Origin of the sequence: Lentzea pudingi, from assembly GCF_014646255.1 — a bacterium.
GTDB classification, from domain to species: Bacteria; Actinomycetota; Actinomycetes; order Mycobacteriales; family Pseudonocardiaceae; genus Lentzea; species Lentzea pudingi.
On sequence record NZ_BMNC01000013.1, the window covers coordinates 1 to 14,623 of the forward strand.

General features: G+C 65.3%; 15 protein-coding genes. 11 read left to right on the plus strand and 4 right to left on the minus strand.

The window, feature by feature from the left end:
• Positions 1-131 precede the first annotated feature (131 nt).
• Both IEY88_RS32510 and IEY88_RS32515 read right to left on the minus strand, forming a co-directional pair.
• Positions 132-1,178: a ParB/RepB/Spo0J family partition protein gene (locus tag IEY88_RS32510; protein ID WP_229693984.1), complete on the minus strand. Its 1,047-nt coding sequence runs from the start codon at positions 1,176-1,178 to the stop codon at positions 132-134.
• 319 nt (positions 1,179-1,497) lie between these two features.
• Positions 1,498-4,647: an AfsR/SARP family transcriptional regulator gene (locus tag IEY88_RS32515; protein ID WP_308426028.1), complete on the minus strand. Its 3,150-nt coding sequence runs from the start codon at positions 4,645-4,647 to the stop codon at positions 1,498-1,500.
• Between the two features lie 59 nt (positions 4,648-4,706).
• On the opposite strand from IEY88_RS32515, the gene IEY88_RS32520 reads away from it, so the two are divergent.
• The 3 genes from IEY88_RS32520 to IEY88_RS32530 are packed head-to-tail and all read left to right on the plus strand — an operon-like array spanning position 4,707 to position 6,378.
• Positions 4,707-4,859 carry a hypothetical protein gene (locus tag IEY88_RS32520; RefSeq protein WP_189158735.1) on the plus strand — a complete coding sequence of 51 codons (153 nt, stop codon included), beginning with the start codon at positions 4,707-4,709 and terminating at the stop codon, positions 4,857-4,859.
• A gap of 5 nt (positions 4,860-4,864) precedes the next feature.
• Positions 4,865-5,431 carry a hypothetical protein gene (locus IEY88_RS32525; RefSeq protein ID WP_189158736.1) on the plus strand — a complete coding sequence of 189 codons (567 nt, stop codon included), beginning with the start codon at positions 4,865-4,867 and terminating at the stop codon, positions 5,429-5,431.
• Positions 5,419-6,378, plus strand: coding sequence for a sporulation-delaying protein SdpB family protein (locus IEY88_RS32530; RefSeq protein WP_189158737.1), 960 nt, complete (start codon positions 5,419-5,421; stop codon positions 6,376-6,378). Before IEY88_RS32525 ends, IEY88_RS32530 begins: the two co-directional genes overlap by 13 nt.
• Here IEY88_RS32530 and IEY88_RS32535 read toward each other — a convergent pair.
• Positions 6,288-7,661: a serine hydrolase domain-containing protein gene (locus IEY88_RS32535; protein ID WP_229693986.1), complete on the minus strand. Its 1,374-nt coding sequence runs from the start codon at positions 7,659-7,661 to the stop codon at positions 6,288-6,290. The two genes, IEY88_RS32530 and IEY88_RS32535, sit on opposite strands and share 91 nt — an antisense overlap.
• A gap of 155 nt (positions 7,662-7,816) precedes the next feature.
• Here IEY88_RS32535 and IEY88_RS32540 point away from each other — a divergent pair, with 155 nt between their 5' ends.
• The 3 genes from IEY88_RS32540 to IEY88_RS32550 all read left to right on the plus strand — a co-directional run bounded on the left by IEY88_RS32540 (position 7,817) and on the right by IEY88_RS32550 (position 10,653).
• Positions 7,817-8,119: a hypothetical protein gene (locus IEY88_RS32540; RefSeq protein WP_189158738.1), complete on the plus strand. Its 303-nt coding sequence runs from the start codon at positions 7,817-7,819 to the stop codon at positions 8,117-8,119.
• A gap of 128 nt (positions 8,120-8,247) precedes the next feature.
• Complete coding sequence (locus tag IEY88_RS32545) at positions 8,248-9,309, plus strand: hypothetical protein (protein WP_189158739.1); 1,062 nt, start codon at positions 8,248-8,250, stop codon at positions 9,307-9,309.
• Positions 9,310-9,975: 666 nt separating this feature from the next.
• Complete coding sequence (locus IEY88_RS32550; protein ID WP_189158740.1) at positions 9,976-10,653, plus strand: CHAP domain-containing protein; 678 nt, start codon at positions 9,976-9,978, stop codon at positions 10,651-10,653.
• 411 nt (positions 10,654-11,064) lie between these two features.
• On the opposite strand, the gene IEY88_RS32555 is transcribed toward IEY88_RS32550, so the two are convergent.
• The gene (locus IEY88_RS32555; protein WP_189158741.1) at positions 11,065-11,217 is read right to left on the minus strand and encodes a hypothetical protein; all 153 of its coding nucleotides are present in this window, start codon (positions 11,215-11,217) and stop codon (positions 11,065-11,067) included.
• Between the two features lie 380 nt (positions 11,218-11,597).
• On the opposite strand from IEY88_RS32555, the gene IEY88_RS32560 reads away from it, so the two are divergent.
• The 5 genes from IEY88_RS32560 to IEY88_RS32580 all read left to right on the plus strand — a co-directional run bounded on the left by IEY88_RS32560 (position 11,598) and on the right by IEY88_RS32580 (position 14,622).
• Entirely contained in the window at positions 11,598-11,747 is a 150-nt protein-coding gene (locus tag IEY88_RS32560) for a hypothetical protein (protein ID WP_189158742.1), read from the plus strand.
• A gap of 285 nt (positions 11,748-12,032) precedes the next feature.
• Complete coding sequence (locus IEY88_RS32565) at positions 12,033-12,179, plus strand: hypothetical protein (protein ID WP_189158743.1); 147 nt, start codon at positions 12,033-12,035, stop codon at positions 12,177-12,179.
• Between the two features lie 58 nt (positions 12,180-12,237).
• Positions 12,238-13,365 (plus strand): spermidine synthase, encoded by a 1,128-nt coding sequence (locus IEY88_RS32570; RefSeq protein WP_189158744.1) that lies wholly within the window; start codon positions 12,238-12,240, stop codon positions 13,363-13,365.
• On the plus strand, positions 13,331-14,014 hold the full coding sequence (locus IEY88_RS32575) for a DUF6445 family protein (RefSeq protein WP_189158745.1): 684 nt from the start codon (positions 13,331-13,333) through the stop codon (positions 14,012-14,014). Before IEY88_RS32570 ends, IEY88_RS32575 begins: the two co-directional genes overlap by 35 nt.
• Positions 14,014-14,622, plus strand: coding sequence for a DUF6445 family protein (locus IEY88_RS32580; protein WP_189158746.1), 609 nt, complete (start codon positions 14,014-14,016; stop codon positions 14,620-14,622). Before IEY88_RS32575 ends, IEY88_RS32580 begins: the two co-directional genes overlap by 1 nt.
• Position 14,623: the final 1 nt, after the last annotated feature.

The following is a 14,623-nucleotide window of genomic DNA, read 5'->3' on the forward strand; positions in this document are numbered from 1 at the left end:
CATTCCAAGATCATCCGACTACGTGTCGAACCGTTCGCAACCTCAGTGGTCAGTACATCTAGGGCCGCTGGGGGTCAGTTTTCACGAAGCGACGACATCTTTTGGGATTGTGGACCGCTCCAGAGCCCACCTCACGCCGACCACGTCTTACTCCCAGGCTCATGCGTGAGCCGGTCCGCGAAGGTCTGCCAGGCGCTCGCACATTCACGGGCGAGTCGAACCAAGGTGTCGCGCTGGTGCGGTGGAACAGCTTGAAGGAGTTCGTCCAACTGTTTCGTGTTCAGCGGGCAGCAATCCAGCGACCTGATCAAAGCCCGACCGTGCTCCGCGAACCGCAGCGACGGATCTCGTTTGAGACGCGTCAGCAACTCGATCGTTTCGACAGTGCTCGACGGCACCGCTCCAGGGATGGCCGCCTTTCTCGGCTGGACTTCGGGCGCCTCGCCGCGCGCGAGCCTCGCTCGCACGTCCTTGACCGTGGCAGGCGAGATTCCGGCCGCTCTGGCGATCGTGCGCAAGGAGGCGGTCGGGTTCTGGGTGATGAACTCGCTCGCCTTGCGCCTGCCCTCGTCACCGTCATCGGGCCGAATACGGCCGTCCTTCCCGACCCTGGCGTTCAACTGACTGGTTTGAGCAGTCGAACGACTGCGGATCGATCTGACCGTGGCGGCGGCGAGCCCGGTGGCAGCAGCGATACGACGATCAGACCACTCAGGACGGGACGAGATCATGCGGTGCGCGGCAGCCCGCCGGTCCGCGCGGGACAACGGCAGACCGTGTGCCTGGTTCAGCTCCACGGCCAGCACGAATGCATCGACATCCGGTCCTTCAAAGAACAGGACGCTGATGACGTCATCGCCGCGGATCCGTGCGGCCTGAAGTCTATGCATGCCGTCGATCACGCGCATCGACGAACGGTGCACGACGATCGGCGGCAACGACGTCTCCACCTCGGCGAGCAGCCGCGCGTGTTCAGCGCTCTCCCCGGCGACGCGCGGCGAGTCCGCAGGCTGCAGCAGCCAGACCGGAACCGGCTCGGGAGCCGTCTCCCCGAGCAGGAGGCCGAAACCGGCCAGGCGATCGGGACGATCTGCTGGTTGAAGGTCGCGAACGGGCTTTCCACTCTCCACCAAGTCCCCCAGACGCTCATTCGCCTCGGCCGAGGCAAACGGGGCCACCCGCTCTTTCGTAGCGCCCGCCAAGAGCGCCGACGCGAGGCCGGTAGTGCATCGGAGACACCGCGCGTCGGCTGAGCTTCGGGTCGCCCGCACCCCCAGCGCGGGCTCCCGTCGGTCATGCTGCCCATCCGCACTACCCGTGCGACATTCATCGGCTACTCGTGTCTGGGAGCAGGAGGTCTCACTGCCGCTGGACGCCTGCGCAAGCTGTTGGACATGGGGAGCGGCTGGCGGAAACGAGCTCTTCACCGCCTCACCCGCATAGTGATCACACTTGTGACATGAAGGAGGTCGTCGACTACTGGTGAGCGGCCGCCCGTCAGCGAACGGACGCCCGCTCACAACGGAAGCACGTCGTCCGGGGGTCGTCCAGCGACGCGAGGTGAGCACAGGCGTACGTGATGTGGACCAGACCTTCCGGGTAGGTGGCGACGGCCTGGCGCCACTGGTGCGCGGCCGTCTCACGGTCTCCGCGTGCGAGCGACAGGTGAGCCAGCCCTTCCAGGGCCCGGGCTTCGTAGTGGCGCGACCGGTACCGCCCGCTCATCTCTCGCACCTCTGCGACGACCTGGTCTGCACGCTCAAGATCTCCCAAGGCGAGGAACACCTCGCCGAGGCAGGCCAGCGCCTCGAACTCGAGCTCGCGGAAACCGAACTCCCGCGCAGCCTTCAGCCCCTGCCGGCCATGATCCACCGCGGCCGCGAGATCTCCGAGTTGGCGCGACACGGCTGACATGCCCGTCAGCGCGGCTGCCTTGCCGTAACCAAAACCATCCTTAACTGACTGGGACAGCACGTGCTCGAACATGTGGAGGGCTGCGGGGTGGTCGCGCCGGTGGTGCAGCGTGACTCCGATGGCGACCTCGGTGATCAGCCTGTCGCGCAGTGAGTGTCCCGGCATGGCGAGTGCTGTGCGGAAGTGGTCCAATGCCTGCTCGTGTTCGCCGCATTCGCGGCTGATCACACCGAGGTTGTTCACGACCGCAGATCGCAGGCGGTTGTCGTCCGATCCGGCCAGGAGCTTCTCCGCCGTCGTGTAGTGGTCGCGTGCCTCCAGGAGCCGCTCTGCCCTGTACATGAGGTTTCCTAGGTCGACGGTCTGATGCGCTTCGCGGTCGGCGTTACCGACCCGTCTCATCTGCTCCAGCGCCCGGCTGAGGTGACCGGCCGCCTCGTCGACGTTGCGCCGCACCCGGCAGGCTGCCGCCAGGCCCTGCAAGCTGATCGACTCGCCGAACTCGTCGCCGGCCGATCGTGCTGCTTCAGCCGCGCTCGCGTAAAGCGCATGTGCCTTTCCACCGAAGTTGCGCAGTTTCAGCATGGGGTGCAGCACGCACACCAACTGCCACGCGTGCCGATGCCAGCCGTGCTGCGCAGCGAAGAAGGCCGCGGCGGTCACATTGGCGAACTCGGCGTTCAGCGCGCTGATCGCCTCCTCGTAGGAATCGACCTCGAGAACCTCCGTCGGCGTGTGGTCGATCTGCGGCACGTCGCGGTAAATACCGGGATCGAGGTGCTCGCACCAGGTGTGCACGACATGCAGGTAGTAGTCGAGCACACGGTGCAGTGCGGCACGCTGCTCCTGTTCGACGTCGACTTCCGCGAGCAGCTGGGCGGCGCAGTCGCCGACGAGGTCGTGGAAGTGGTACCTGCCGAACACGTTCTGCTTGAGGAGGTTGTCGTCGAAAAGCGTCTCCAGCGTGCTGGCGGCCTCATCAATGTCGAGACCGCCCAGCGCCGCTGCGGCGTGCACGTCGAAGTCCGCACCGGGATGGAGGCTGAGCAGCAGGAAGAACAGCTGGTGCTCCTTGCTCAGGTAGCGGTACGACACCCTGAGCACGGCCATGACGCTCTTCCCGTCCGCTTCGAGGAACAGGGAGCGCCGCTTCTGCGTGTTCAGCCGATCGATCAGGTCGGCGACCTTCCACGTGGCCCTGCCCTTGAGCCGGGCCGCCGCGATCTTGATCGCCAGAGGAAGCCGTCCGCACAGTTCGACCGCGGCACGGACGGCTTCCGGTTCTCCCTTCGTGCGGTCAGCTCCCACCACGGCGGTGAACAAGGAGACCCCGTCCTCCTCGGTCATCACGTCCAACGAGAGCGGCGTCGCACCCTCCAGCGCGGTGAGCTTGCGGCGGCTGGTCACCACCACCAGCACTCCGGCCGTGCCGGGCAGGAGTGGCGTCACCTGTTCGGCATCCACGGCGTTGTCGAGCACGAGCAGTGCCCGCTGCCCAGCCATGTGGGAACGCCACAGCGCACTACGCCGGTCCACGTCCGCCGGCACAAGTTCGGGCGCTACCCCGCTGTCGAGTAACAACATTCCGAGAGCCTGCTCCGGCGAGACAGGATCCACACCGGGGCTGAAACCGCGCAGGTCGATGAAGTACTGCCCGTCCGGGTAGTCACTCGCGACCTGATGCGCGAGGTGGATCGCCAGTGTCGTCTTGCCGACTCCGCCCATGCCATCGATGGCGGAGATGACGAGGGCCGTCGGCAGGACGTGCTTCGTCCCCTCCACGAGTGCGACGAGCTCGATGGCCCGGCCGGAGAAACTCGTCGTGTCGTGCGGTAGATAGGACCTGCCGAAGCCCTTCCGGCGATCGACCGTGCCGAAGTCCACGGATTCGGCCGGCACGTCAGCCGTTCCGCTCAGCACCGCCAGGTGGATCTCCCGCAGACGCTGTCCCGGATCGAGCCCGAGTTCGTCGGCCAGTAGCCTCCTGACCTCCTCGTAGACCGCCAGTGCGTCGGCCTGCCTCCCGCTGCGGTGCAGGGCGAGCATGAGAGTGCCCCGCAGAGATTCGCGCAGCGGGTGCTCGGCGACGAGTTGCGACAACTCGCCGACCAGCGAGGCCGACTCCCCGCAGCGCAGGCGGAACGCCAACAGGTCCTCGACGCAGCCGAGTCGCTTCTCGTCGAGGTTCGCGGCCGCACTTCGGATGGCGTTCCCGTCCAACCCGGAGTAGGCGTCACCACGCCAGAGGTCGAGCGCCCGCTGCAGCAGTTCGCTTGCTCGTGCTGGATCACCCGCCTCCTCCGACTTCTTGGCATCACGCACGGCGCTCAAGAACCGGTGTGTGTCCAGCGCGGACGCTGGCAGTTCCAACCGGTACCCGGTCTCGCTGCGAATCAGCCGTACTTCCGCGTCCGCGTCTCCAAGGGAGCGGCGCAGAGCACCGATCGCGTTGTGCAGCTGCTGCCGCGCCGACGCGGGCGGATCCCGCCACAACATCTCGATCAGCCGAGCCACGGACACCTCGTGGTCGCGTGTCAGAAGCAGAAGGGCCAGCAGCTTCTGCTGACGTGCGCCTCCGATCCGGACCCTTTCGCCCGACGCGTACACCTCAAGCGGGCCCAAAACCCGGAACTCAAGCGGCATCTCTCCCCAGGCTCTCTCGCCAGTCCGTGCGCCCATCCGGCCGGTGGTGCACCGCACAGTTGACGGGCTGCCAACCAATAGTAGTGTCATCCGCACTCTGAGTCGCCGAGCCGCAGGGCCGGCGGACACGTACAGTCCTAGGGGATGTCGTGAAGCGTTCGTTCTTGGCCGGTCTCGCGTTGGCTCTCGGAGCACTGGGAGTGCTCGTCGGTGTCGCACTCTCGCAGGAGAACCCGGCGCAGCAGCCGCCGGTGAACGAGTTCACCGACACCTGCTGCGTTTCCGACATGAAAGCAGACTGACACCGGTGGGGCTCGACGAGTCTGGCCACGGCACGGCACGAGCGGCTCGGAGTGCTCTCCTCACAGCAACTTTGCTGCTCACCAGCCTCGTCCTGGCGTTGACGGCAACGCTCGACATCGGGCCCGTCACGAACTGGCTGAGCGGGTACCGCGTGTTGTGGCCGCAGAAGTGGACGTACTTCACGAACTACGACCAGGCCGTGCTCGTCGCCTACCGGATCGATCCCGAGGCAGCGGACCTGCGGCCGAGCGACGGGCGGCACGAGCGGGGCGACAAGCTCCTGGGCTTCAATCGGATCGACGACGTGCGGCAGGTCGAGGCGCGCGTGCTCGGCGGCCTCGTGCCCGCACGCTACTGGCAGACGTGCGAGCGGGAGGAGCTCACGGCCTGTCTGGCCGCGCTGGACCGCGCTTCCTTCTACCAGGTGCGGAATCCTGCGCGGCAGCCGGTAATCTGCGGTCCCACGGCGGTGGCCGCCGAGCTCACGGCGGTCCCTCCGCCGAGAACTCTGCCGAACCGGCTGAATCGAGTAATTCGCGTCGCGTTCGCGGATGTGGAGTGCGCGAGTTGAGCCGATCGCTCCTGATTCACCGTCTGAAGTGGACGATCGCGAACTGTGAACCACGCGGCACGGCATTCGCGATCGGCCGCACCCTGCTCGCTATCGCATCGCTGGCGAACCTCCTCGCCAACCAGGACTCCACGCTGTTCTCGGCCGCGGAGGCACCAGCGTGCGCAGGTCTGCGCAACGTGTCGCTGTGGTGCCTGGCGGGACCGACCGAGAACGGCCTCCTCTCCAGCCGGATCATCGCTGTCGTCGTGCTCGTCGTCACCGCGTCCGGGTACCGGCCCCGATGGACCTGCGTACCGCATTGGTACGTGGCGTTCAGCTTGGCAGCGAGCGCGTCCATCTCGAATGGTGGCGACCGAACCGCGCACATCGCGGCCCTGCTGCTGATCCCGATCTGTTTGGGGGATGGCCGAAGGTGGCAATGGCAACCGGCGACCGGTCCGCTGTCGCCGGAGTGGCGAGGCCGTGCGTTCGCCGCCTTGCTCGTTCTGCGCCTGCAAATCTTCGTCATCTACGTGACGGCGCTCGCGGCCAAACTCGGCGACCCGCTGTGGAGACAGGGGTCCGCCATGTACGTAGTGGCGCACGACCGCCACTACGGAGTGCCAGAACAGATGCGGATCCTGGTAGAACCGGGGCTGAACTCCTTCCCTGCCGTCGCCGTGGCCACATGGACTGTCATCGCCGTGCAAGCTGTACTCGCCCTCGCGATTCTTGTAGGAGCGAAAGCCCGCAAGGTCGTACTGCTGCTCGGCCTCAGTCTGCACGCTGGCATCGGGCTGCTGATGAACCTGCCCGCCTTCGGGTTGGCGATGGCGGGCCTGCTGGTGATCGGTACCGCCACCCTCGGTCCGGGTCACGGACAGGACGGCTTGCGAACGAACGCCCGCCCCGTGAACCTGAGAAAACGGGAACGGCCGGCCTTGTCGGCGTCTCCGAGGCCGTAGACCACGTGCCTTCCGTCCTTCGGCGTCACGGTGATGAGCGTGTCGGCGTCGAGCGCGACCAACTCGATCTCGTCCTCTTCTTCCGACGGGCTCCTCGTGAGGAGAACCCGAAGCCAGGCACGGCCGTCACCGTCCACACGCACCACCCAGTCGCCGACGGAACACGAGTAGGTTCCGGCAGCTCTGGTCGCGTCCACGGGCCGTGGATCCACCGGTGGCACGGGAAGTCCGGGTAGGTGGACCCCCGCGAGCTCGCCCAGCAAGCGTCCGAACAACTCGCTGAACACCGGGTACACGTCCCCGCCGTTGCTCAGCATCGCGACGGCGACACCGGCCTCCGGCACGACGCGCAGGAACGCGCGCTGGCCCATCGTGTGTCCACCGTGGCCAACCACAACAGGACCGCCGCAGTCGGGCATCGACCAGCCGAGTCCCCAGTGACCGTTCAGCAGTCCCGGTTCCGGCAACTCGACGTGCGGGACCCGCATCGCGTCGAATTCGTTCACCGAGAGGTGGTGCTGGACGAATCCGAGCAGATCACGCGCACTCATGGCGAGCATCGCACCGGCCGGTGCCGTGGAAGGTACTAGAGACCACGTGTTCACACGTTCGAGCGGACCGTCCGGGCGAGACCGCTCGTGCCCGACCGCGACCCTGCCGAGAATCGCCTCCTCGACGCACGTCGCGACACCGGTCAGGCCGAGCGGATCGATCAGCTGCTCGCGGAGCACCTGGTTGTAGGGTTTTCCGCGAAGCACCTCGACCAGCCGCCCGAGCACGACGAAACCGCTGTTGCAGTATGAAAACCGTTCACCGGGCGCGAAGAACTGGGCAGCGCCGGAGAGCGTCTCGACGTACTTCTGGACGGCGTCGTCGTTACGACCGGTGTCCGGCCACCGATCACCGTCGAAACCTCCCGTGTGGCACAGGAGTTGCCGGGACGTCACCGTCTTGTTCGCCGTCTCGTCGCTCAGCACGAACTCGTCCAGGTACTCGACCACCGGCCGGTCGAGGTCCAATAGTCCTTCGTTGGCAAGCTGCATCACCAGTGTCGCGGTCCAGGTCTTGGTGACCGATCCGATCTGGAACGCCGCGTCCGATGTCACCGGTACGCCGGTGACAAGGTTCAGGACCCCGGCTGAGGCGTCCACCACGTTCCCGTCCACAAGCACGGCAATTTGAGCCCCGACCACTCCGTGCCGGTCCAGCAGAACGGGCAGCGCCTCTTGCATCAACTCCCCGACCGCTCGCGCCCGGCTCGTCAGTTCAATGCTCCGCTCCACGTGGCGGCCCCCAATCGATCAGCATCGACGTCATCGAACTACCAAGGCGACAGTCTCGGCAAGTACAGCCGCGGCGGCGAAGCCGATCGACACCTGAACGGCTTCTTACCAACAGTTCTGGCTCGCGGAGCTCCGAGGAGCACGTTGTCGAGAACTTGTTCGGCGACCTGGCTGACTGCTCGCTGCGACTTGCAGCCCGCCGGCCCAAGGCAATCGACGCTGTCATCAAGTTCGCTCGAAGTGCACCACCACGGCGTCATGCAACGACTGCACTGACTTGGATTGAGACGATCGCTGATGGACGCCACGACCTCCAGGCCAATCACTTGTGGCTGCTCGAGTTGTGGCTCATCGAATTCCGCAGCGACGGATTGATCATCACCGACACGATCAACCTGGACACTCGCGCACGCTACGTGAAGATGCGCGCGTATCGGGCGGCACAGCGTGGACAATGACAGACGAATTGGAGCTCAAGGGTAGCTAGACATCGCACATGGGCAGGCTCATGATCGCCTCATGGGCCTGCCCATGTGACCTGCATGGCATGGCCTTTCAGTCTGACTGATCTGGAGCGGCGTCCCGCATGTCCATCGACTCGGCACTCGACGGTATCGACACGTGGCTGGCCCGCCACGCTCCCGCCACCCACCGATCGCTCCGTCCCGGCCACCCAGATCCAGACCAGCATCCGCTGGCCGCATCACTGGGTCAGTCGCTGCACGAGGACGCCCTCGCGCTCGAGCAGGGACGGCCGGAGGTCCAGGAACAGTTGGCAGACCTCCTCGTCAAGAAAGGCGACTGGGACGCGGCATTGGAACTGGTGCGCCGGTCCGATCGGCAGTGGACCAGCCGGTGGATGGCTGATCAGCTTGCCAGAACCGGAAACTACGATGGTCTGCGCAGGCTCGCGGCGACAGGGTGTCCCCAGGCCACCTGTTACCTCTTGGAGGACCAACTCGCCAAGGGAGATCTGGCCGGTGCGCTCGCCGGGGTAGTCGAGTTCCGGTCCATGAATCACCCACCGACCCTGCGGCTACTCGAGCTGCTTGTCGATCACGGCCAGATCGAGTATGCGCAGGAATGCATCATCAGGCGCCTGACGCTGTCCGAGGAGTTGATCGATGGTTTCGTGGGCGTTCTGGTGGCGCGTGGGTATCGATCCAACGCGATCACCTTCCTCATCGGCCTCAGTGGCACCGAGGCGCGCAGGGATCACGTATACGCGCTCTTGGCGGATCAGTACGTTGAGGACGGCAACTGGAATCACGCGCTCGCACTGGCGAGCAGGTCGACCGGGCATTGGACCGGGCCATGGCTGGCGAAGCAACTCGCAAAAGCGGGCAACGTCGCGAAGCTGTGTGAGTTGGCCGAGGCGGACGTGCAGCCTGTCAGGCAGGAGCTCGTCGATCTGTTGGTGCGCCGCGGCGAGATCGACGACGCGCTTGAGCTGCTGCGCGGCTATGTAGACGGGGCCGAGAGCTGGGCGAACGGGGAGTTGGCGCGGCTACTGGCCGAGCACGGACGTATCGATGAGCTACGGGAACGAACGGCCGCGGGCGATGAGGAGTGCGCCTTGTGGCTGCTCACCCTCACCCAGCGAGACATGCCGGGAACGCCAAACGCCCTACCGCCCCAGCAGACGTGAGGTAGTGGCCAGGCGTTGGACGCCGGGAAGGCCTTGCCAGGCATGCGAAGCTGGAGGATCTGCGGGCGTTTGCCGCCTGCGGCCAAGTACATGCTGACCTCGATGCCAACCACCCCGACATACTGACGTCCCGGAACAACCTCGCCTACGCCTACCGGGCGGCGGGTGATTTGGGGCGGCGATCCCGTTGTACGAAGCCACCCTCGCCGGCTGCGAGCGGGTCCGTGGCTACGCCCGTTCATCAACGGAGGTTGTCCGCTCGGACTTGGCTTCTGTGGCCGACTTCGTTTTCTCTCGCTACCTCAGCCTGCACGCGAATCCCACGAGCGTGACCAACGTCCGCTCATGGGCATGCGCGGACGCGCCTCGCGGCATGAGAGTGCATTCCTTATGGGTTGAAATTTGCGTCGATGTAGCGATTGCGGCAGAGCAGTTTTGTGCCTTGAGGAATAAAAATTTCCTTTGTGGACACTCGGTTCCGTGAGTACGAATGCCTTCCGCGTCCGATAGAGGGCGTTTGGGTGAGCCATGATACCGGACCAACCACCGTGCGTCTGCACATAGGACTTTCCGCTAAGCATTCCGTGCGGTTGAACGCCGATCGGCTAACCACCGGACACGAACCCGCGACAGAGCACAGGTCATTCCGCCACAAAGGAGTCCATCGTGTCGATTTCGGGTTTTCTGCGAAGACGTTTCGCGCCACTCGGCGTCTTGGTGCTGCTCACCGCGCTGGTGGCACCCGTCGCTTCCGCCGCGTCCACCACGCTCTGCACCAGATACGCGGGATGCGCGAGCACTGGCCGTGGTGACGGCGGCTACGGTGCCAACAGTGGTACCAGGCACTGGGGCATGGATCCCGGCCACAACTGCACGAACTACGCGGCGTACCGCCTTCAGCGCAACGGTGCCAACGCCGGCTACCTGCAGGGCCACGGCATGGCGTACGAGTGGGGACCCCGGGCCTCGCAGTACGGCGTGCCAGTGAACTCCACTCCGGCCGTGGGTGCGATCGCGTGGTGGGGAGCGAACTCCGGCGGTTCGGGGTCGTCAGGACACGTCGCGTACGTCGAGGAGGTCGGTCCCGGCTACATCGTGGTGTCTGAGGACAACTGGGGCGGCGAGTTCCACTGGAAGAAGATGATGCCGGGTGGCTATTACCCGACGGGGTTCATTCACTTCAAGGACAGGGGCCAGCGGGACGTCACCGGCGACGGCCGGGCGGGTCAGCACCGGTCCGACCGGTTCCGGCCGCACCGAGGCACATGTCCTCGACGCCGCCACCGGCTACTCGACCTGGTACTCCCATTGGGCAACCGCCGCGGGGTACAGCGACGGCCCTAATGACAGGCATCTGCTCGGGGACGTCAACGGCGACGGCCGCGCCGATCTCGTCATCGTGGGCACCGGACCGACCGGGTCGGGCAGAACGGAAGCTCACGTCCTGGATGCCGCCACCGGATATTCCACCTGGTATGCCCACTGGGCAACGATCTCCGGCTACACCGACGGCTCCAACGGACTTTGATGATGGTGGCGACGGTGGTGTTGGCGTAGCCGAGCTGGCGCGGGTCGCTGATCCACTTGTTCACGCCGAGCGCGGTGATCGCATTGAGAGGTGGCGCCCCAGCGGAGCAGGATGTGGCAGCGCAGGACGCTGCGGTAGTTGTCGATCGTGCGTGGGTCGAGGTCGAGCGCGGTGAACCAGGTGGTGACCCATTCGGTGACGGTGGTGCGGCAGGGGAGTGGGTCGAGTCAGGCGTTGCGGCGTTGGTCGGTCTCGATGTCGGCGGCGTAGTTGTCGGCGGCGCGTTGTGTGGTGAAGCCGGAGATCGAGGCGGTGTGCCCGTCGCCGGAGCGGTAGCGGACGCGCCGGGATTGCTTGCCGATCTGCTCTGCCCAGGCCATGGCGTGCTCAGACTCGTGTGATGTGACAGAGCAGTTGTGCGCCTGGACGTCCTTGAACGCAAGCCATCGTTGACTGCGGGCTCGATGGCGCAGGTTGGTGACGTGACGGTGTGGTGCAGCGCGAAGGTTGCGTGTACCTAACGGGAACCACAGCTGACGCCACCACATTGATCTATTGCGTAGTCCGATCGGACTGTTCAGCCGCCTTCGACGTGGTGTTCGCTGCGCGGTGACGGGGCATGAGTGCAGTGGTCTGCCGTCCGTGAGAACGATGGGTGCGGTGGTCCAGGGCTAGGCATTCGGCGATGACCTCGTCGGCCTGCCGGTCTTGATCACTGTCTACGCGCTCCCCACCTGGTCGCCGAACGCGACAGGTGGGCGTGTTCCACCAGGACCGAGGCCAGCCGCACGGTCTCCAGGTCGCCGTCGAAGCCGACTTGAACTCACTGCACACCGTGTCGGCGCCGGCGGCCATCACCGCGGTGGTGTCGGCGAGGGCCGCCGCAGGGCCCGAGGCGATGGCGTGGTGAACGTCGGCGCGCGCTCGCTGTCGTGCGGCGGTGCTCTCGGAAACGGTTCAGGGCCCGGCGCGGTCCAGGAATCCAATTGGGACCACGTGTGTGTTCAGCTTGTCCTGAAGTGTCCGTTTAACGACTATTGTCTCGGCGATTCATGCCGGGTGGATGAGGATTTCGATTGCCGGCGAGTAGTGGGTGAGTAGTGAGCGTCTGCATCCTGATGTCGATGCCCACTGCGGGCGTCGTGACCGAACAACGAATGCGCGAGGGCCTGGTTCTCGCGGAGGGGAGTTCTTGATGAAGGCAGTCGAGGCCAAGGTCGAGGAGTTCGAGTTCGAGGCCTACACGCGCCACTCGGACAACAACATGCTCAACATGGTCACGTACTTCCCGCTGTCCGAGCAGGAGCAGCGCGAAGCGGACAGCGTGCTGAAGATCGGCTAGTGCGATGCCCGGTGCCCCGCGGAGAACGCGGGGCACCGGGCTCCTTTAGGGGGACGACATGTACGACGACAACGCGCGGCTGGTCGACAACACGAACAGCTTGTTGAGCGGTGACCGGGTGTTCGCCGGCAACCAGCCGGACGATTTCGCGCTCGCGTCCGCATTGCACTCGCAGCCCAGGGTTTGTCAGCTCGGGCTTGGCAGTGGGGGTTCGCTCCGGCCCATGGTGGCAATGAACGAGGCTGTGCGAGTCACCGCGGTCGAGTACGACGAGTCGACGCTGTCTCATTGTGTCGAGCACTTCGGAAGGCACTTTCCGAAAATCGCGTTCGACACCGTGCTCGCCGATGCGCAGAAGTTCGTCGAGAACGCCCACGGTCGATTCGACGTGTATTGCGTGGACCTCTACGAGGAGGACGTCTACCCCGGTTCTGTGCTCGACCGGTGGTTCTGGCGAAACCTGAGCGGGCTGGTCGGCACCGATGGCTTCGTCGTCGTCAACTGCTGGGGGCTGCCGCTCAACCTCGACGCCTGGAGCGGGCGGTCGCCGCAGCACTGGATCGGATGGTTGCTCAGGCAGGAGTTCGCCTTCTCGAAGGTGCTGTGGAGTCGGCGGAACGCCACCATCGTGGTCGGCAACAAGCCGTTGCCGACGTCGTTGGAGCTGGGTGGGGCGCATGGCGAACTGCGCAAGTCCGACCGGGCGATCCAGCACGTGTTGCCGTTGAGGTGGGGGCTGACGGGGGCGCTGCCGGACGACCTGGAGCCGTTGCCGGAGCAACCGGTGCGGTTCGACGCGGCCTTCCTGAACGACGAGATGGTGCGGCGCTGGCCCGCCTTCATGATGACGATGGCGGAGTTCTCACAGCTCGCGACTGAGGGCATGCCGCGGATTCTGACCGACATGTCCGCGACGGACGAGTTGGTGACCGCGCTGCTCGCGGAGAACCGCCAAGAGGCCGTCTACCTGCCGGGGATCGCGGCGTCGACCCACTTCGAGGGCAAGGACTTCATGTCGCGCTGGTACGGCGACTGGCTCGTGGGCAACTGGGACCGGCTGGTCAGCACGAACCCGGAGTGGGCGATCTCGGTCGCGCTTTGGCAGGCGTTGTGCATCGTCGCGTGTCCTCTCGTCGCAAAGCCTGCATGGAGTGACGAAGTGCTGGAACTGGCTCTTTCACTGTGATCTGCGATTTGTGATGTCGAGGTGTCTGTTGTTGAAAAGCCTGATCATCGTTGACGACTTTTACGACCAACCCGTCGCCGTGCGGGAGATGGCGCTCAGAAAGAGCCAGTGGATGCCGGACAAGGAAGTCGACGGCATCAAGTACGGGGTCGAGACCAGCAACTCGTTCTACACGGACGAGATTGTTTCCTGCTTCGGGTCGCTGATCGGTTGCGACATCGACTTCCATCCCGCGTTGATGGGGTTCGGCGTCTTCTCCATGTACGGGGAGGCGGCTCGCGTCGACCTCACCACACATTATGACGAGACCGAGTGGTCCGCGATCTGCTATTTGACGCCGGACGAGCTCTGTCAGGGCGGTTTGTCCTTCTACCGCCATCGCGAGACGGGACTGCTCGGCCCTCCGACCGATGAGGAAGCGCGTGACCTCGGCTACGAGGACGCCGGCGACTTCCTCAAGCTCCGGTATTTCCCGGACAAGCTGGACCCCACCGCGTGGGAGAAGGTTGACGAGGTGTCGATGCGGTTCAACAGGATGGTGCTGTTGCGGGGGAGCAGGAAGTTCCACCGGGCCGCCAGCGGATTCGGCACGGCTCCGGAGAACGGCAGGCTGACCCAGCGGTTCTTCTTCAACGAACGGGTGGCGTGATGCGGACGAGAATGATCGTGGTCGACGACTTCTACGACAATGCGGACGCGGTCAGGGAATCCGCGCTGGACAGCTCCTTCATCAGCATGGGCAAGTACAACTACCCCGGCTGGCAGGCGGACAAGGCGCTGTCGTCCGAGGCGTTGTGGGATCGGCTGGAGTTGTTGATCGGTGCGCCGCTCGAGCGCGAAGTCTCGGGTGCTTTCGGGGCTTTCCGGCTCATCAGCGAGGAGACCGGGAGCAAGACCAAGGTGCACGCGGACTCCGCGTCGGACTGGGCAGCGCTGGTCTACCTGACACCGGACGCGCCGCCGTCCTGCGGCACAGGGTTCTACCGGCATCGTCCGTCCGGCTTCTTCGGACCGCCGACCGACGAGCAGGCTCATGCCTTCGGGTCCGCCGATGCCGAGGAGTTCGACAGCGAGGTTTGCAGGCCGGACATGGCCGACAAGGCCAAGTGGGACCTGGTTGGCCAGGTAGGTCCCGTGTACAACAGGTTCGTCGCGTTCCGCGGCCGTGAGCTGTTCCACGCACCGATGGGCGGATGTGGCGTCGAGCCGAACGAGTGCAGGCTCACCCAGATCTTCTTCTTCGACGAGAAGCGCTGAG